Below are 17,869 nucleotides of genomic sequence, written 5' to 3'. Positions count from 1 at the left end.
CTTAACGTGCGACGGCGAGCCGGGTTCCTGGGATCGCCTCCAGCAGTTCCCGGGTGTAGTCGTGCCGCGGCGCGCCGAACACCTGCTCGACCGGGCCGGTCTCGACCACGGCGCCGTCCTTCATCACCGTGACGTCGTCGCCGATCAGGCGTACGACGCCCAGGTCGTGGGTCACGAACACGTAGCTGAGCCCGAGCCCGGCCTGCAGGTCGACCAGCAGCTGCAGGATCTGGGCCTGGACCGACACGTCGAGCGCGCTCACCGCCTCGTCGAGCACCAGGATCTCGGGGTTGAGCGCGAGCGCCCGCGCGATCGCGACCCGCTGTCGCTGACCGCCGGACAGCTGGCCCGGCAGCCGGTGCAGGTAGCTCTCGTCCAGCGCCACCGCCTCCAGCAGCTCGACCACCCGCGCCTTGCCGGTGGCCACGCCGAAGGCACGCAGCGGCTCAGCGATGATCTTGCCGACGGTGAACCGCGGGTCCAGCGAGGTGAACGGGTTCTGGAACACGAACTGCAGGTCCCGCCGGATCTCCCGCAGTTGCCCGCGCCTCAGGCCGGTCAGTTCCCGATCGCCGACGTGCACCGTGCCGCTGTCGGCGGTGGTGAAGCGGACCAGGATGCCGGCCAGCGTCGATTTGCCCGCGCCGGACTCGCCGACGATGGCGTGCGTGGTGCCCTTGCGTACGATCAGGTCGGCGCCGTCGAGCGCGCGCAGCTCACGGCTCTGGCCTCGGCCACGCAGGTGGTAGGTCTTGGTGAGCGCGTGTGCCCGCAGCACCGCCGACGCGGTGGCGGGGTCCGGCCGCGCGCCTGACGTCGGCTCGAGCCGGCCGGTGTGCCGGGCGGGGGCCGCGTCGAGGAGCCGGCGGGTGTAGTCGTCGGCCGGGTTCTCCAGCGCCTGGCGGACCGGGCCTTCCTCCACGATCTCGCCGTTCCGCATGACGAGGATCCGGTCGGAGCGGTCCAGCGCGACGCCGAGGTCATGGGTGACCAGGAGAATGCCGATGCCGAGCTCCTCGCGCAGCCGTACCAGGTGGTCGAGGATGACCTTCTGGACGGTGACGTCGAGCGCGCTCGTGGGCTCGTCGGCCACGATGATCTTCGGTTTGCCCGCCAGCGCGATCGCGATGAGCGCACGCTGTTTCATGCCGCCGCTGAGCTCGTGGGGGTACTGGTGGAAGATCCGCTCGGCGTCCTTGAGCCCGGCTGTGCGCAGGCTCTCCAGCGCGGCTTGCGTGTGCTGGGCCGCGTTGCCGGCCTCGGGCTCGTTGAACCGGACCGCCTCGATCACCTGCTGACCGATCCTCTTGACCGGGTTGAGCGAGGTGTTGGGGTCCTGGGGGATGAAACCCACGTAGCTGCCCCGTACCAACGCCATCCGCCGGTCGTTCCAGCCGGTGACGTCGACGCCGGAGTAGGCGATCGTGCCGCCGCGGATCCGCGCGGCGGCCGGCAGCAGGCCGAGCGCGCCTTGGACGAGGGTGGTCTTGCCCGAGCCGGACTCCCCCACGAGCGAGACGAACTCGCCCGGCTCCACGTGGAGGCCGACGCCACGGACGGCGGGCGTCCACTCGCGGCGTCCCGTCCGATAGTCGATCGCCAGGTCGGTGATCCGCAGCAGCGGATCCTTGGACGGGTCGGTCATCGGCGGTGCTCCTTCCGGTAGGAGGTGCTGATGCGGTGGGTGGCGATGACGACGATCGCGAGCGCCACGCCGGGCAGGATCGAGGCCCAGGGGTGGACCGCGACGTAGTCCCGGCCCTCGGCCACCAGCAGGCCCCACTCCGGCTGCGGCGGCGGCGCGCCGTAGCCGAGGAAGCCGAGCGAGGCGACGGCGAGCACGGCCGTTCCGACCTCGAGTGCCGCCAGCGCGATCACCGAGCTGAGCGAGTTGGGTACGACATGCCGGACCATCACCCCCAGCCGGCCGACCCCGAGGCCGTAGGCCGCCTTGACGTAGTCCTGGGTCACGACCGCCAGCACCTGGGCTCTCATCACCCGCGCGAACGAGGCGATGGAGGAGATGCCGACGGCCAGGGCGATGTTCTGTGTGGAGTAGCCCAGGACCGAGACCACCACCATCGCGAGCAGCAGGCTCGGGATCGCCAGGAACACGTCGACCACCCGCATGACGGCGGTGTCGACGATCCCTCCGGCGAAGCCGGCGAGCAGCCCGACGACCGTGCCGATGCCGAAGGCGATGAGAACCGCCAGCAGGGTCGCGGTCAGGGTCGTGTGCGCTCCGTACACGCTGCGGGCGAACAGATCCCGGCCCAGCCGGTCGGTGCCGAACCAGTGCTCCGCGCTCGGCGGCGCGAAGCTCGCGGTGGTGTCGCCGTCGTAGGGGCTGTAGGAGGTGAACAGGCCGGGCGCGACGGCCCAGCCGATCACGACCAGCACGACGATCCACGCCACCACGAGGATCGGCTGCTCCGCGAGCTCACCGAGGCGCTTGACCAGCGGGCGCGCGAGGGCGGGGGCGGCGAATTGGACGGTCATCACGATCCTCCTCAGGCGACGGCGAGCGTGGCCCGCAGCCGCGGATCCAGCAGCGGGTAGATCAGGTCGACGATCAGGTTGATCAGCGCGAAGCTGGCCGCCACCAGCACGACGATCCCCTGCACCAGCGGGACGTCCAGCGTGTTGATCGCGGCCTGGGTCAGCCGGCCGATGCCTTTGCGGGCGAAGACGGTCTCGGTGATGACCGAGCCGGCGATCAGGTTGCCGAACGTGATGCCGGCGATGGTGAGCGCCGGCAGACTGGCGTTGCGGAAGACGTCGCGGATGATGATGCCGTTGCGCGTGGCGCCCTTCGCATAGCTCGTCGTGACGTAGCCGGAGCGGAACTCGGTGGCGAAGCTGCGGACGAGGAGCTGCGCGATCGGACCCGACACCGGGACGGCCAGCGTGACCAATGGCAGGACGATGCTGCTCGCGCCGCGGTCGCCGAAGGCCGGGAACCAGCCCAGCCTGAAGGAGAAGATCTGCAGCATCAGGATGCCGGACAGGAAGACCGGCACCGAGACCGCGCCCGACGGCAGGGCCTCGACCAGGTTGCGCACCCATGGACGGCGGGTCGAGGTCGTCACGAGCGCGATCACGAAGGCGATGAGCAGTGCCAGCACCAGAGCGCCGGACGCGAGGACGAGAGTGCTCGGCAGCGCGTCCAGGATCGTGTCGGTGACCGGCCGTCCCGACTGCACCGAGTCGCCGAAGTCGCCGGTCAGCGCGTGTCCCAGCCGGTCGAAGTACTGCAGGAGCACCGGCTTGTCGAAGCCGTAATTCGCCGCCACCTGCTCACGGACCTCCGGCGGAATGCTGTTGATCTCGGCGGGGTCGAAGAGCAGATCGGCCGGGTCGGCCGGCAGCACGAACAGCAGGACGAAGGTCAGGGTGAAGGCGGCCCAGACCACGAACGTGGCCCGGCCGACCTTCAGCGCCAGGTAACGCGTCACTTCCCGTTGCTCTTCCACGCGTCCACGAAGTGGTTGCGGGACTGGGCGTCGAAGACGATCCCGTGGACGTAGCTCGCGTGGGCGATCACCTGCGACGGGTTGTAGACCGGGTTGACCAGCGCGTACTTGTCGAGCAGGAGGTCCTGCGCCGCCTTGGCGTACTGCTTGCGCGCGGCGGGGTCGAGCGTCTGGTCGAGCTTGCCCACGGTCTGGGTGACCTCGTCCACGTCGACCCCGGTGGACTCCTTGGCGAGGTAGGTGACGTTGCCGAGCAGCGGGCTGTACTGGAGGTTGAGGACGGCGGGGTCGTTACGCGAGCGGTTGGACGCGGTGACGTTCCAGTCGGTCTTCGCCTTGGCCAGGTTGGCCGTGTAGTCCGGGATGGGGACGACGGTGAGCTGCAGGTCGATGCCGATCTTCTTCAGGTCCTGCTGGATCGACTCGTAGGCCGGCTTGTTCACCACCAGGTTGCTGATGCCGAGCAGCTTGACCACGAGCTTCTTGCCGTCCTTGACCCGGATCCCGTCGGGGCCCTCGCTCCAGCCGGCCTCCTGGAGGAGCTGCTTGGCCTTGTCGGGGTCGTACTTCAGGACCGAGCCGCTGTAGTCGGCGTACCCGGAGACCGACGGTTCGAGGATCGAGGTGGCGATGGAGTAGGAGTCGGTGAGCACCGTCTTCTTGATCGCCTCACGGTCCCAGCCGAGCTGGATCGCCTTGCGCACCGCGATGTCGTTGGTCGGGAACAGCTGGGAGTTGAAGTTGAAGAGGATGGCGGTGCCGGAGACGGCCCGGTGGATGATCGTGAAGCCCTGGTCGGCCAGCGACTTCTCGTCCGTGGTGCCCACGTCCAGCGTGGCGTCGATCGCGCCGGAGGCCAGCGAGCCGGTCCGGACGCTGGCCTCCGGGATCGTGTTGAACACGACCTTGTCCAGGTACGCCTCGCCCTGGTGCTTGAGCGCCGGCGGGGACCAGGTGTAGCCCTTGCGCCGGACCAGGACAGTCTTGACCTGCTGCTCCCACGAGTCGTACACGAAGGGACCGGTGCCGATCACCTTCTTCGGGTCGTTGCGCTCCTTCGCGCTGAGCCGCAGCGTCGACAGCGACAGGAAGCCGGGCTGCGCGTTGGCGGTGAAGGAAGAGGCTTGCAGGAAGCTCGCGAGCGGCTTCTTGAAGCGGACGACGGCGGTGTAGGCGTCCGGGGTCCGCGTCTCGATGTAGCCGGACAGCAGGGCGGCGCCGTTGGGGTTGATGCCCAGCTTCTGGTCGCCGTGCACGTACTGGTCGAAGTTGGCCTTGACCACTGCGGCGTCGAACGGGCTGCCGTCGCTGAACGTGACGTCCTTGCGCAGGTGGAAGGTGAAGTCGGTCAGGTCCTTGTTGTACTCCCACGACTGCGCCAGCCACGGCGTGATCTCACCGGTCTTCGGGTCCTGCCAGGTCAGCTTGTCGGTGATGTTGTTGCCGATGAGCGACTCGGCGTAGTTGGTGCCCCACTGCGGGTCGGGGCTGCGCTGATAGTCGATCAGCGCGAACTGCAGCGTGCCGCCGCGGACGGGCCCGCCGTCACCGGCGGCCGCGCCGACGGAGTCGCCACCGCGGGTGACGGCGAACCCGCCCCCGGCGATGAGAAGGACGGCGACGGCACCGGCGGCCCAGGGCCACGTCTTGCGCCGGGGAGCGGCGCGCTCGATGGAACTGCGAAGGTCTGACATGCGCTTTCCTCGTTGCTCGATGCGAAAGGTGTGAGAGAGCCGATCAGCGCCGACACAGCGCGCCGGCGAAGAAAGCGAAGTCGATCTCGCGCCTGGAGTACCGAAGCAACGTCGTCACAATCTACACTTTACCTACATGAACAGTAGGTTTTAAAGGGTAATCTCGATCGCAGGTCAGAAAGGACCCGTCTGATGAGCCTCCAGTTCCTCTGGTACATCCCGAACCAGGCGCAGCCCGGACACCGCGGCGACGACGCCGTCACGGACCACAACAGCCTGGAGACCCTGACCGGCCACGCCAAGGCTCTTGAGGAGCACGGGTGGGGTGGGGCGCTCATCGGCGCCGGCTGGGGACGGCCCGACACGTTCACGGTCGCCGCCGCGCTGGCCGCGCGGACGACGACGTTCCAGCCGCTGATCGCGGTCCGGCCGGGCTACTGGCACCCGGCCAAGTTCGCCTCCGCCGCCGCCACCCTGGACCATCTGACCGGCGGACGGGTGCTGATCAACATCGTGTCGGGTAAGGACAACCTGGCGGCGTACGGCGACAGCGAAGGCGACCAGGCCCACCGCTACGCCCGTACCAAGGAGTTCATCCAGATCGTGCGCAAGCTGTGGAGCGAGGAGAACGTCACCTACCACGGCGAGCACTTCAGCGTCACCGGCTCCACCGTCGTGCCGCGGCCGGTCCCCCGGGACGGACGCCCGCATCCCCGGCTCTACTTCGGCGGCGCCTCCGAAGCCGCCGAGCAGGTGGCCGCCACCGAGGCCGATGTCCAGCTCTTCTGGGGCGAGCCGCTCAACGGCGTCGGCGAGCGGATCGAGCGGCTCAGGCAGCTCGGCGAGAAGCTCGGACGCGAGCACCCTCCGCTGGAGTTCGGGCTGCGGATCACCACGCTGGTGCGGGACACCACCGAACAGGCCTGGGCCGACGCCGAGGCCAAGGTGGCGGAGATGGCGAGAGGCGACATCTCACGCGACCCGAACCGGCACGCCGCCGTCGGCCAGCAGCGGCTGCTCGACCTGGCCGCGCGGGGCGAGGTGCTCGACGACAACCTCTACACCGCGCCTGGCAGGTTCGGCGGCGGCGGCGCGGGCACCACCTGGCTGGTCGGCTCAGCCGAGGACGTGGCGAGGTCGCTGCGCAAATACCAGGCGCTCGGCGTCACCCACTTCGTGCTCTCCGACACTCCCTACCTGCCGGAGATCAAGCGTCAGGGCGATCACCTTCTCCCGCTGTTGCGAGGGTGAGACCAGAGCGCTCGGCGATCCGCGCCGGGCTGCCGATCAGCGCCGAGGCCGGCTCACCGCGTCACGCCGCTCCAGCGGGGCGGTGCGGTGTGATCGGCTTGGTTTCGTAGGTTCGGAGTACCAGTGAGGTGATGACGGGCCCGAAGCGGGCGACGCTGTCGACGATGGTTTCGAGGCGTTCGGCGCTGGGGGCGTGAACATCGATGAGGAAGCAGTCCTCGCCGGTGAGCCGGTAGACGTTGGTGACCTCGGGCAGTTTTGCGAAGTGGTCAAGGGACGCGGAGATGCGGGCATGGGTGGCACGCAGCCGGATCACGGCATGGATGCTCAGACCGAGCCGGGCGGGGTCGACCACCGCGCGGTATCCGGTGATGACCCCGGATTGTTCCAGACGCTTGATGCGCGCCGACACGGCCGGCTGCGAGAGGTTGATCCGCCGGCCGATCTCGGTGACGCCAAGGCGCCCCTCGGTTTGCAGGATGGCCAGGATCGCCTGGTCGACCGCATCCAATGAAAGCGACGTCTCGCCTGTCATCGACCTTCCGTTCATCAGCAGCATGCGACTCTACTCGATCGTTCGCACATACTGACGCCCAGAGCACAAGCCGGCACCGCTGATGACGACGGAACGAGAAGCTCATGCGCTATGTGATCATCCCTGGCATCAACGGGTCGGATGAGGACCATTGGCAGAGCATCTGGCAGGCCGAGTGGGGAGCCTGCGCTTCACGGATCTCCCCCCTCTCGTGGGACGAACCGGATCTGGACGACTGGTGCCAAGCGATCGACAAAGCCGTTGGGGAGAGCCCACCGACCGATCTGGTGCTTGTCGCCCACAGCCTGGGCTGTCTTGCCGCCACCTGCTGGGTCACCCGGCGTCGGCCGGACATCCGCGGAGTGTTCCTGGTGGCTCCACCGGACAATGCCGGAGCGAACTTCCCGGCCGCTGCCTCCACCTTCACCGCGGTGAAGGTGACACCACTTCACGTGCCAGGCTTGGTCATTTCCAGCGAGGACGACCCCTACTGCTCCCCAGACGTCGCGCTGCGCCTGACCGCTGACTGGCAACTCGACCACGTCAGCGTCGGTTCGGCCGGACACATCAACTCCGCCGGCCGACTCGGCAGCTGGGATTTCGGGCGCGCGTTGCTCACAGCATTCACCGCCGGCACGCGTCGTGCCTGACCGGCCTCCCACCGATTCCGATCCCGCCGCGGACCACTAAGCACACATCGGCCACCCGGCCGCCTGGCTCCTAGGATCACCGCATGACCCACGCCGAAGATCTCCCGAGATACCGTGTCCTCACCGGCCCCGACGACGCTGCTTTCTGCCGAAGAGTCAGCGAAATGCTTGATCTCGGCTACGAGCTGCACGGCCCACCTTCCCTGGCGTTCGACGGTGCGCGCGTGATCGTGGGTCAGGCGCTCGTCCGACCCGCAGCCATGACGATCCCTGATTGAGTACCCCCTGAAGTGCCCGCGCTGACCTGCACCGGGCGCTGCTGGAGGCGGTGCCCGGCGGCTGGATCCGCACGGACGCGGAGGTCACCGCCGTCCGGCAGAACGCCGACAGCGTGACCTTCAGGTGCGGGGCGCCTTGCTGCCCGCCCCGGTACATCCGCGACCGCGGCAGCGCGCAGGTCTACTCGACGGCCTGTTGGTAGCGCCGGGCGAGGGCGCTGCAGGCGTCTTTCAGCTCGTCGGGTTCGATGATGGTGATGTCGGCGTCGAAGGTGGCGAGCAGGCCTGCGATCCCGGCCCAGGACCATGCGCCCAGTGTGATGCGGGCCTGGGTGGGGGTGACGTACTCGATGACGGATCCGCCGGGTGCCCATCGGGCTACGACGTCGGCCGGCAGTTCCATCAAGGCGGTGCCGAGGCACTGCCACTGGGCCGGCGTGTCCCCTCGGTCGTAGCTGGTCATCACGTAGCGGGCCACGTTGGGTTCGGGCAGTTCGCGACGCTGGAAGGGAATCCCGGTAGGTGCGTAGGCGTGGATGCGATCGACGCGGTAGATGCCCCACGCGTCGTCGGCCCGGGCGTAGGCGACGAGGTACCAGCGCCCGGCCCAGATCACCAGGTGGTGGGGTTCGACCTGGAGCGGCGGCGTGAAGCCGGGTTCGTTCGATTGGGGCCGGTGTCCGTCGGTGGAGAGGTAGTCCAGCCGCAGTTCGTGAGCGTTGCGTACGGCGTTGCCGACGGCCTTGAGGGTGATCGAGGGGATGGGTGGTGCGGAGAACTCCCAGAGATTGCGGATGGGGGTCAGATGCATCGCGTCGACTTCGGCACGCAGATGGGCGGGCATGACCTGTTTGATGCTGATCAGGGCACGAGCGGCGGCATCGTCGATGCCGGACACGCTGGCTGGTGCGGTCTGCAGTGCGACAGCAATGGCGATGGCCTGCTCGCGGTCGAGCAGGAGTGGTGGAAGCGTGCTGCCGGCGCCAAGGCGGTAGCCACCGTCGGGGCCCATGATGCTCTGGATGGGATAGCCGAGTTCGCGCAGGCTCTCCACGTCACGACGCAAGGTACGGGTGCTGACACCGAACCGGTCGGCAAGGTCCTGACCGGACCAGGTCGGGCGGGCTCCGAGCAGGGAAAGCAGTTGGAGGAGGCGCGAGGACGTGGTGGCCATGGATCTATGGTCTCGCGGGTAGCGGACATTCCGCGTCCGCTACCACTGTCACGGTATGGCGCATGACCTCACCCTCTACCTCGCATCAAGCACCCCAGCCAGGTTCGTCGGTCGCCAAGGCGTCCGGTGTCGCCCTGCTGGTGGTGCTGTTCGCCTCATTCATGGACCTACTGGACGCCACGATCGTCATGGTGGCCACACCGGCGATCGCGGCCGAGCTCCACGCGAGCCCGGCTCAGCTGCAGTGGATGCTGGCCGGGTACGTCCTCGCACTGGGGTCAGGATTGATCACCGGTGGAAGGATCGGCGACGACTACGGCCGACGCCGGGTGTTCTTGGCCAGTCTGGCTGCCTTCGCCGTCGCGTCTGCCGCGTGCGCCCTGGCGACGGGGCCGACGACGCTGATCGCGACCCGTGTCCTCCAGGGTCTCGCCGGTGGTCTGATGGTCCCGCAGGTGTTCGGGATCATCCGTTCCTCGTTCGATCCGGCGGGGATGGCCAAGGCCTTCGGCGCTTTCGGCGCCGTCCAGGGTCTGGCCGCGGTAGCCGGACCTCTGCTGGGAGGCTTCCTGGTCGACGCTGATCTGTTCGGGCTCGGCTGGCGGACCATCTTCTGGGTGAACGTTCCGATCGCGGCCGTCGCGCTCGTCCTCGGGTCCCGGGTTCTGCCGGAATCCACAAGTCGACACCGAGCCGCGTGGGACATCGTCGGCGCGGTGATGTCCACTCTGGCCGTGTTCATGGTGCTCCTCCCCCTCGTGCAGGGACACGGCTGGGGCTGGCCGTGGTGGGGGTTCGCGCTGATGGCCGCCGGCGTGCTGCTCCTGGCCGGATTCCTTTTCTACGAGCGTTCAGTCGTACGACGCGGTGGGCAACCGGTGCTGGACCCGATGCTGTTGCGGACGCGTAGCTTCAGCGCGGGACTGCTGGCTTCGGTGTTCTTCTTCGGCGCCATCGCAGCTCTGTTCCTGACGCTCTCGATCTATCTGCAGGCTGGCACCGGACGCACCGCCTGGCAAACAGGGCTGGTCATCCTTCCCTACGCGATCGGGTCGATCATCACCTCCGGTGTCGGCGTCGCGTTGGCCGCCAAAGCGGGCCGGGCGCTGCTGATCAGCGGATCATTGGCTATGGCCGTGTCACAGGCACTGCTGTGGTTCCTCGTCCGTGACGGTCAGAACCCTGGCTACTGGATGCTCGCACTGGCCTTGTTCGTCGGCGGTCTCGGCCTAGGTCTGGCTGCGCCGATCCTCGTCAATGTCGTCCTTGCCGGTGTTCCGGGCGAGGACGCCGGCGCCGCCGGTGGTGTGCTCTCTACGGTGAATCAGATCGGCGGTGCCGCCGGCATAGCCGCCCTCGGGAGCATCTTCTTCGCCGCCGTGGACAGCCCCGTCGCGGGGGCATCGCCGTTGGACGTGTTCGGAAACGCCTTTGCCGCAGTCATCCCGGCCGAGATCGCGTTCTACCTGCTGGCCGCCGCCCTGATGCTGCCGCTTCCGCGGACGGCCACTGCCGCGCACAGCGCGTGACAGGTCGCCTCTGAGCATTTCCGTACCTGCCCAGGCGGGTCCGGCTACAACAAAACGGTTGGCTGGCGGGCACAGTCGCACGCGCTGGGAGCCACACCTCCCGTCGTCGGCCGACCTCACTCGGACGCGCTCGGCCTGCGTTCGGCGGGCGGGAGCAGCAGTACCTCCAGCGCCCGGGCGCAGGCCCGCGCGTGCGTGACGAACCAGCCGATCCGCGCGTCGCTCATCACGCGCGGGGTGGACCGCACCGCGAGCGCGTAGCGAACGTGATCGAGCCGGTCGAGCACCGGCACCGCGACCGTCCGGATGCCGTCGTAGGACTCCCCGTCGTTGAGCGCGTAGCCGGCTTCGCGAACCTTGCGCAGCTCGGCGCGGAGCTCGGCGTGGTCCACGATCGTGCGGCCGGTCAGCGCCCGCAGCGGCCCGAGCGCCTCCAGGTCCGCCCTGCCCTCCGGCGCCCAGGCCAGCAGCACCTTGCCCAGCGCCGTGGAGTGCAAGGGGCGGCGCAGGCCGACGCCGCTGTCGGGGTTGAGCGAGCCGCCGCTCAGGATGACCGCGTGCCTGTCGTTGCGTACGGCGAGGTCCACGGTCGCGGAGGTGACGCGGACCAGCTCGGTGAGTTCGGGCGCGATCCTGTGCAGGCCGCGGCGGTGGAAGGAGAGCTGCCCCAGCTCGGTGATCGACGGCCCGAGCCGGTAGCGGCCGGTCCGCGCCTCCTGTTCGAGGAAGCCCGCCCCGGCCAGGGTCCTGGCCAGGCGGTGCGTGGTGGAGGTGGGCAGCTCCATCCTGCGAGACAGGTCCGACAGGCTGAGCGAGGGATCCCCGCCACCGAAGCAGCCGAGCATGCCGATCGCCCTGTGTACGGCCTGAACGCCACCTTCTGCTGCCATGCGGGAATCTCCGAGTTCCGAGTAGGGAGAGCCGAGCCCAGGTGAGAGCCGTTTCGGCGAAAAGATCTTCCCGCATCGCGGGACATTCTTTGCATTTCCTACCAATTTACTAGCAAACTCTTCCGCATGACCACAGTCGCACTCGACACCCTCTGGTTCACCCGCTGTCCCGTGCCGACCGCGACCGGTATCGCGGCCGACCAGGGCTGGCTGGCCGAGGAGTTCGCCGCCGACGGGATCGCGGTCAGGTCCCTGCAGGACGACGCGCCCGGCGTCCCCCGCGAGACGCACTACACCCACGCGCTGACCGGCCTGTTCCGCGAGGGCGGCAACGTGCCCGCGCTGTGGGCGCGCTCCCATGGCGAGGCCACCCGGCTCATCGGGCTCACCTGGATCGAGGAGCGGCAGGCCGTCCTGGTGCGCGGCGGCACGGGTCTGGAGCGCCCCGAACAGCTCAAAGGTCTGCGCCTGGCCGTACCTCGGCACCGCATCGCGATCGACTTCTGGCGAGCCATGGCGCTGCACGGCTTCCACGGCGCGCTGTCACTGGCCGGGCTCGGCCTGGGCGACGCGGAGCTGGTCGACGTCGAGGCCGAGCCGGACGGTGGCCAGTGGGAGTCCGAACTGGCCGCGCTGGCCGCCGGCGACGTGGACGCGGTCTACGTCAAGGGCGCGCTCGCCGTCGAGGCCGCCCTGCGTCATGGCGCGGAGGTGGGCATCGACCTGGACGCCGTACCGGAGCGCCGGGCGAGGATCAACAACGGCACCCCCCGTCCGATCACCGTGCACCAGCGGCTCCTGGACGAGCGTCCCGACGTGGTCGCCCGTTTCCTGGGCGTCCTGCTGCGCGCCGCCGACTGGGCCACGGAACATCCGGCGGAGGTGGCCAGGATCCTCGGCGCCGAGACCGGCGCGGGCGCGGCGGGCGTGACCGCCGCCTACGTCCCCGGCGCCTCACTCCACCTCGACCTCTCCCCCGAACGTCTCGACCTGCTGGCCGAGCAGGAGCGCTTCCTGCGCGGCCACGGCTTCCTCGAATCACCCGTGGACGTCGCGGCCTGGGCCGATCACACCCCTTTGCAAGGAGTCACCCATGCGTAAGCTGCTGCTCGCCGTCCCCCTTGTCCTGCTGACAGCGGCCTGCGGCGGCACCACGACCACCGGCGCGCGGGAGCAGGTCGTCGTCAGGATGGCGGACCCCGGCAACAGCGGCTTCCTGGCCGTCGCGAAGAAGGACGGCAGCCTGGACGCCGCGCTGGCCAAGGTCAACGCGAAGATCAAGTGGGCCGGCGACTTCTCCGTGTTCGCCCCGGCCGCCCAGGCGATCAACGCCGGCTCGCTCGACGTCGCCACCGGCTCGATCACCTCCGGGGTCACCGCCCTGGCCGTCAAACCCAGCTTCAAGATCTTCGCCACCGTGCCGCCCGATCTGGCGGGCGAGGGGATCGTGGTCAAGACGGGCTCGCCGATCAAGTCGGTCGCGGACCTGGCCGGGCACAGCGTGGCCGTCGGCCATGGCGGCACCAGCGAGTACCTGCTGCTCAAGGCGCTGCAGACGTTCAAGGTCCCGGTGGACAAGGTCAAGCGCGTCTACCTGCCGCCGCCGCAGACCGCGCCGGTGTTCGGCTCGGGCAAGGTGGACGCGTGGTCGACGTTCTCCACGTTCCTCATCCCCGCCGTCACTGAGCTGGACGCCCGGATCCTGGCCGGCGGCGAGGCGATCAAGTCCGACAACTACGTGATCTACGTGGCCGCGAACAAGCTCCTCGACCAGCACCCGGAGGTCGTCAAGGCCCTGTTCGCGTTCATCCGCGAGGGCAGCGCCAAGGAGATCGCCGATCCGGCCGCGTACCTGAACGTCTTCACCCAGGCGGGCCCGCAGGCCGTACAGGGCGCGCAGAAGGACCTGGTGGTGGACATCCAGAAGAAGGGCAAGCCCGCTCAGCCGGTCACCGCCCTCGAGATCGCGAAATATCAGGACGTGGCGAAGTTCTTTCTCGACCAGAAGGTGCTCACCGCGCCGCTGGACGTCTCCCAGCACGTCGTGGACGTGACGACACTCGGGAACACGAAGCAATGAGCACGACCGTCGAAGGGCTCGTCGCGCCGAACCCGCCCCGCACCGCCGGGCGGCCGCCCGGGCTGACGTTCGCGCTGCGGATCATCGGCCCCGTGCTCCTGCTCGCGGCCTGGTACGCGGCCACAACGTCGGGCGCGCTCACCAAGGACGTGCTCGCCGGCCCCCAGGACGTCGTCGCGACCTTCGGCGAGCTGTGGGCGGACGGCCAGTTGCAGGAGGCGCTGCGCGTGTCGGTCACCAGGGCGGGCCTCGGCCTGGTGCTGGGCGCGTCCACCGGGCTGCTGCTCGGTGTCGTCTCCGGGTTCACCCGGCTGGGCGAGGAGCTGGTGGACTCCTCGATGCAGGCGCTGCGCGCCATCCCGTTCCTGGCGTTGACCTCGCTGTTCATCGTCTGGTTCGGTATCGAGGAGGCGTCCAAGATCTTGCTGATCGGGGTGGCCTGCACGTTCCCCATGTACGTCAATGTCTCCAGCGGCGTGCGCAACGTGGACCGCAAGGTCGTCGAGGCGGCCCGCTCGTTCGGGCTCGGCCGCCTGGCGCTCGCCCGCGAGGTGGTGCTGCCCGGCGCGCTGCCGTCGATCTTCGCCGGGCTGCGCCTGTCCACCACGCTGAGCGTGATCGCGCTCATCGCCGCCGAGGAGATCAACGTGACGGCCGGGCTCGGCTACCTCATGGCCAGGGCCACCGACTATCTGCGCACCGACATCCTGGCGCTGTGCGTGCTGCTGTACGCCGTGATCGGGCTGCTGGCCGACCTGGCGCTGCGGCTGGCCGAACGGGTCACGATGCCCTGGCGCAAGGCGGTGACGCTGCGATGAGCCTGGCCGTACGCACGACGGGACTGCGCAAGGTCTTCGGCGACCGCGCCGTGCTGGACGGGGTGGACCTGGAGGTGCGGCGCGGGGAGTTCCTGGCGCTGCTCGGCGCGAGCGGCACCGGCAAGACCACGCTGCTGCGCATTCTCGCCGGTCTGGATGCCGCGACCGGCGGAAGTGTGCTGGTGCCGCCGGTGCGCACGGTGGTCTTCCAGGAGCCGCGGCTCGTCCCCTCCAAGCGCGCCCTCGCCAACGTGATCATCGGGCAGGGCCGCGCCGCCCGGGCCAAAGGGCTGGCGGCGCTGGCCGAGGTGGGGCTGAGCGGACACGCCGGCGCCTGGCCCGCGACGCTGTCAGGGGGTGAGGCCCAGCGGGTGGCGCTGGCCAGGGCCCTGGTACGCGAGCCGGAGCTGCTCCTGCTCGATGAGCCGTTCGCCGCACTCGACGCGCTGACCCGGCTGCACATGCAGGACCTGATCGCCGAGCTGTGCGCCCGGCACCGCCCTGCCGTGGTGCTGGTCACCCATGACGTCGAGGAGGCGATCCTGCTCGCCGACCGGATCGCGGTGCTGCGCGAAGGCCGGTTCGTCACCGACCTGACCGTGCCCCTGGATCGGCCGCGCGACCGCACCGACCAGGAGTTCGTCGAGCTGCGCCGCAGGCTCCTGGCCGACCTGGGCGTGGAGACGCACGCCGGAGCGGCGCCGTGACGACGCGAATCCGCTTCCATGTGATCCTGCCCACGAGGAGCCCCGTCCGCGCGGAGTTGCCCGCCTTCCTCAGCGACGTGCGCCCCGCACTCGCCGACCCGGCCGGGCGGACCGCCGTGGCCGCCGACCTGGCCGGGCTCGCCGGCGCGCTGGTGCCCTTCGACCCCGGCGGGCAGGAGTCGCTGACCGTCGCGGCGAACGTCCTGCGCCGCACCCGCCACCTGCGCGTCGTCGCCGAGTTCCACCCCGGCGTCGCCACGCCCGTCTACGCGGCCAAGCTCTCGGCCTCCCTGCAGCGCTTCGCCGCCGGCCGGCTCGGCTGGCAGGTGGCGGTGGACCTGGACCCGGCCGTGGCCAGGGCGCAGGGCGACTTCCTGACCGGCGACGACCGTTACGCCCGCGCGGCGGAGTTCCTGACCGTCGCCAAGGGCGTCTGGCAGGGCACCTTCGACTTCCGTGGCGACTTCTACGAGGTGGCGGCGGGTGGCTTCGCGCCGCCGCTGTCGGCGCCACCCTTCCCGGAGGTGTACCTGTCGGGGACCTCGCCGCAGGCTCTGGCCCTGTCACGGCGCCACGCGGACGTGCACGTCTTCTCCGCCGGCGACGATCTGGGCACGCTGATCCCCGAGTTGCCGGGTCTGCGGTACGGCCTGCGCCTGGCCTCCCTCGACGCCGTCGGCGAGTACGCCGCGCGGGGTGTCACCGAGTTCTTCGTTCAGACCGAGGACGTCTACCGCCTCGGCGAGTACGTGAAGGAGCGGGCTCTTGCCGGTTGACATCTACTGGCGCATCCACATGGAGGGCGACCAGCCTTCGTTGCGCCGCCGGGTCCGCAGCCGCGGCGGCTTCACCCCCGACGGCACCGCGCCCGGCACGCGAGACGGCCTGGACGACGGCTACAGCCACGCCGACTACATGGCCGAGGTGGCCAGGGCCGCCGAGGAGTCGGGCTTCGTCGGCGGGCTGCTGCCGAACTTCCCGCACACCGACGACCCATGGGCGGCCGCCGCGACGCTGGCCCGCGAGACCACGTCCTACCGGTTCATGGTCGCCTTCCAGCCGGGCTTCCTGCATCCGGTCCAGGCCGCCCGGATGACGGCCACGCTCCAGCGGACGACCGGCGGCCGGATCGTCTACAACGTCATATCCGGCGGCGGTGGTCCCGCGCAGCTGTGGTGGGGCGACAAGGTGGACCACGACGACCGCTACGCCCGTACCTCCGAGTTCCTGGACGTGCTCAAGGGCGTCTGGGCGGGTGGCCACACTCACCATGGCCGCTTCTACCAGGTCGAGGACGCGGGACTGCCCGAGGAACTGGCGGGGCAGCCGTTCCCGGAGATCTTCTTCTCCGGTTCCTCCCCCGCCGCCATCGACGCCGCCGGCCGGCACGCCGACTACTACCTGTCGTGGCTGGAGCCGTTCGAGGCGCTGGCGGAGAAGTTCGACGCCGTGCGCGCGCACAGCGACACCCCGCCCCGGTTCGCCGTACGCGTGGACCTGCTCGCCCGCGAGAGCGAGGAGGAGGCGTGGGAGGAGATCAGGCAGGGCTGGCAGGCCCGCGCCGCCGAGGAGGGCCCCGCCGGGCGGGGCGACTCGGTCGGTGTGCGGCGCAGCCGCTCCTTCCTCGGCGAGGCGGGTGACGACTACCGCGGCCTGGAGGTCGCACCGAACGTGTGGGGCGGATTCAGCGCGCTCCGCGACGGCCCCGCCTTCGGTCTGGTCGGCGACTACCACCAGGTGGCCGAACGCCTCGACCAGCTCCTCGACCTCGGCGTGGACGCCTTCATCCTGGCCGGGATCCCCCACCTCGAAGAGGCCCGCCGTGTGGGCCGCCACGTGTTGCCGCTCCTGAAAGGACGCACCTCATGACCACCCGAGTCGGATTCTTCCCGCAGAACAACACCCTGTGGGTGGCCCGCCACCGCGACCTGCTGCCCGATGTGGAGTGGGTGGACCTGAACACCCTGGGCCGGGGCGAGCGGGTCGATCCCACCAGAGCCCTCCCGTCCGCGCACGGCGACCACCTGTTCGACGGCGGGTACGACTTCATCGGCACCGGCTCCACTCCCCCGGTCACCGCCCAGGCCAGGGGGCACGACATCGTGTACGTGGCGATCTCCGGGCCGCGCGTCGAGAACGGCCGCCTGGTGGTCCGGGAGGACTCGCCGATCGGCTCGGTGGAGGAGCTGAAGGGCAAGAGGGTCGCGCTCGGCCACGGCTCGTGGCAGACCACCCTGCTGTTGCTGGCACTGGAGCGGGCCGGGCTCGGCTGGGGTGACATCGTCCCCGTCGACGCCTACGGCAACGCCGCCGAACTGCTGGTCAACGGCGAGGTGGACGCCTGGGTGGGCTCCTATCCCCACCTGACGCCGGTCGAATCGCGCACCAGGACCCTCGTGGAGACGGACGGGCTGTTCAGCCACCGCTCACTGTGGTTCACCCGCCGCGACTTCGCGCGGGAGCGGCCCGAGGAGCTGGCCAGGATCGTCGCCGCGCTGCAGCGGGCCGACCGGTGGACCGGGGAACACCCGCGCGAGGCGGCGGCCCTGTTCGACGGCGACCTCGACGCGTGGGAGCACGCGCTGCGCACCCGGCCGTGGGGCCTGCATCCGGTGAGCGAGGAGTTCGTCGCCGAGCAGCAGCACGCCGCCGACCTGTTCCACGCCAACGGGCTGATCCAGCGCAAGATCACCGTGGCGGACGCCGTACTCCCCGAGATCGGCGAAATCGTCCTGCGGACCGGCCGACCGGACGTCGCAATATCCTGATTTTTCCGGATCGTAGCCGAAG

The 17,869-nt window shown here is 69.7% G+C and carries 18 protein-coding genes; 11 read left to right on the top strand and 7 right to left on the bottom strand.

Going from position 1 to position 17,869, the window contains the following annotated elements; translation table 11 throughout:
- Window position 1 precedes the first annotated feature (1 nt).
- Genes AB0F17_RS26665 through AB0F17_RS26650 form a run of 4 tightly spaced genes read right to left on the bottom strand, consistent with a single transcriptional unit; the run spans window position 2 to window position 5,167 of the window.
- A complete protein-coding gene (locus AB0F17_RS26665) occupies window positions 2-1,645 on the bottom strand; it encodes an ABC transporter ATP-binding protein (RefSeq protein ID WP_358027732.1) in 1,644 nt (547 codons plus the stop codon).
- Window positions 1,642-2,499 (bottom strand): ABC transporter permease, encoded by an 858-nt coding sequence (locus AB0F17_RS26660; protein WP_358027729.1) that lies wholly within the window; start codon window positions 2,497-2,499, stop codon window positions 1,642-1,644. Before AB0F17_RS26660 ends, AB0F17_RS26665 begins: the two co-directional genes overlap by 4 nt.
- 11 nt (window positions 2,500-2,510) lie before the next feature.
- Window positions 2,511-3,455: an ABC transporter permease gene (locus AB0F17_RS26655; protein ID WP_358027726.1), complete on the bottom strand. Its 945-nt coding sequence runs from the start codon at window positions 3,453-3,455 to the stop codon at window positions 2,511-2,513.
- Entirely contained in the window at window positions 3,452-5,167 is a 1,716-nt protein-coding gene (locus AB0F17_RS26650) for an ABC transporter substrate-binding protein (protein ID WP_358027724.1), read from the bottom strand. Before AB0F17_RS26650 ends, AB0F17_RS26655 begins: the two co-directional genes overlap by 4 nt.
- A gap of 192 nt (window positions 5,168-5,359) precedes the next feature.
- Between AB0F17_RS26650 and AB0F17_RS26645 the strand changes: the two genes are divergently transcribed.
- Window positions 5,360-6,418 carry an LLM class flavin-dependent oxidoreductase gene (locus tag AB0F17_RS26645; protein WP_358027721.1) on the top strand — a complete coding sequence of 353 codons (1,059 nt, stop codon included), beginning with the start codon at window positions 5,360-5,362 and terminating at the stop codon, window positions 6,416-6,418.
- Window positions 6,419-6,479: 61 nt separating this feature from the next.
- Here AB0F17_RS26645 and AB0F17_RS26640 read toward each other — a convergent pair whose 3' ends face one another.
- Window positions 6,480-6,977 (bottom strand): Lrp/AsnC family transcriptional regulator, encoded by a 498-nt coding sequence (locus tag AB0F17_RS26640; RefSeq protein WP_358027718.1) that lies wholly within the window; start codon window positions 6,975-6,977, stop codon window positions 6,480-6,482.
- Between the two features lie 80 nt (window positions 6,978-7,057).
- On the opposite strand from AB0F17_RS26640, the gene AB0F17_RS26635 reads away from it, so the two are divergent.
- Window positions 7,058-7,603, top strand: a complete 546-nt coding sequence (locus AB0F17_RS26635) for an alpha/beta fold hydrolase (RefSeq protein WP_358027715.1) — start codon at window positions 7,058-7,060, stop codon at window positions 7,601-7,603.
- A gap of 83 nt (window positions 7,604-7,686) precedes the next feature.
- Complete coding sequence (locus tag AB0F17_RS26630) at window positions 7,687-7,881, top strand: DUF1737 domain-containing protein (RefSeq protein ID WP_358027712.1); 195 nt, start codon at window positions 7,687-7,689, stop codon at window positions 7,879-7,881.
- A gap of 181 nt (window positions 7,882-8,062) precedes the next feature.
- On the opposite strand, the gene AB0F17_RS26625 is transcribed toward AB0F17_RS26630, so the two are convergent.
- On the bottom strand, window positions 8,063-9,055 hold the full coding sequence (locus AB0F17_RS26625; RefSeq protein ID WP_358027709.1) for a WYL domain-containing protein: 993 nt from the start codon (window positions 9,053-9,055) through the stop codon (window positions 8,063-8,065).
- Window positions 9,056-9,195: 140 nt separating this feature from the next.
- Here AB0F17_RS26625 and AB0F17_RS26620 point away from each other — a divergent pair, with 140 nt between their 5' ends.
- Entirely contained in the window at window positions 9,196-10,584 is a 1,389-nt protein-coding gene (locus tag AB0F17_RS26620; protein ID WP_358027707.1) for an MFS transporter, read from the top strand.
- Between the two features lie 116 nt (window positions 10,585-10,700).
- On the opposite strand, the gene AB0F17_RS26615 is transcribed toward AB0F17_RS26620, so the two are convergent.
- Entirely contained in the window at window positions 10,701-11,474 is a 774-nt protein-coding gene (locus AB0F17_RS26615) for an IclR family transcriptional regulator (RefSeq protein ID WP_358027704.1), read from the bottom strand.
- Window positions 11,475-11,600: 126 nt separating this feature from the next.
- On the opposite strand from AB0F17_RS26615, the gene AB0F17_RS26610 reads away from it, so the two are divergent.
- Genes AB0F17_RS26610 through AB0F17_RS26580 form a run of 7 tightly spaced genes read left to right on the top strand, consistent with a single transcriptional unit; the run spans window position 11,601 to window position 17,847 of the window.
- Window positions 11,601-12,575, top strand: a complete 975-nt coding sequence (locus AB0F17_RS26610; RefSeq protein ID WP_358027701.1) for an ABC transporter substrate-binding protein — start codon at window positions 11,601-11,603, stop codon at window positions 12,573-12,575.
- Window positions 12,568-13,554, top strand: coding sequence for an ABC transporter substrate-binding protein (locus tag AB0F17_RS26605; RefSeq protein WP_358027698.1), 987 nt, complete (start codon window positions 12,568-12,570; stop codon window positions 13,552-13,554). The genes AB0F17_RS26610 and AB0F17_RS26605 overlap by 8 nt, the downstream gene beginning before the upstream one ends.
- Window positions 13,551-14,372, top strand: coding sequence for an ABC transporter permease subunit (locus tag AB0F17_RS26600; RefSeq protein ID WP_358027695.1), 822 nt, complete (start codon window positions 13,551-13,553; stop codon window positions 14,370-14,372). The genes AB0F17_RS26605 and AB0F17_RS26600 overlap by 4 nt, the downstream gene beginning before the upstream one ends.
- Window positions 14,369-15,079 carry an ABC transporter ATP-binding protein gene (locus tag AB0F17_RS26595; protein WP_358027693.1) on the top strand — a complete coding sequence of 237 codons (711 nt, stop codon included), beginning with the start codon at window positions 14,369-14,371 and terminating at the stop codon, window positions 15,077-15,079. Before AB0F17_RS26600 ends, AB0F17_RS26595 begins: the two co-directional genes overlap by 4 nt.
- Entirely contained in the window at window positions 15,076-15,855 is a 780-nt protein-coding gene (locus tag AB0F17_RS26590; protein WP_358027690.1) for an LLM class flavin-dependent oxidoreductase, read from the top strand. Before AB0F17_RS26595 ends, AB0F17_RS26590 begins: the two co-directional genes overlap by 4 nt.
- Window positions 15,845-16,948 carry an LLM class flavin-dependent oxidoreductase gene (locus AB0F17_RS26585; protein WP_358027688.1) on the top strand — a complete coding sequence of 368 codons (1,104 nt, stop codon included), beginning with the start codon at window positions 15,845-15,847 and terminating at the stop codon, window positions 16,946-16,948. Before AB0F17_RS26590 ends, AB0F17_RS26585 begins: the two co-directional genes overlap by 11 nt.
- Entirely contained in the window at window positions 16,945-17,847 is a 903-nt protein-coding gene (locus AB0F17_RS26580) for an ABC transporter substrate-binding protein (protein WP_358027685.1), read from the top strand. Before AB0F17_RS26585 ends, AB0F17_RS26580 begins: the two co-directional genes overlap by 4 nt.
- The last annotated feature ends 22 nt before the right edge of the window (window positions 17,848-17,869 follow it).

Source organism: Nonomuraea sp. NPDC026600, assembly GCF_040638335.1.
In the GTDB taxonomy this organism is placed as follows: domain Bacteria; phylum Actinomycetota; class Actinomycetes; order Streptosporangiales; family Streptosporangiaceae; genus Nonomuraea.
Note: the sequence above shows the minus strand (reverse complement) of the source record. Positions and strands in the feature narration are given on the sequence as shown.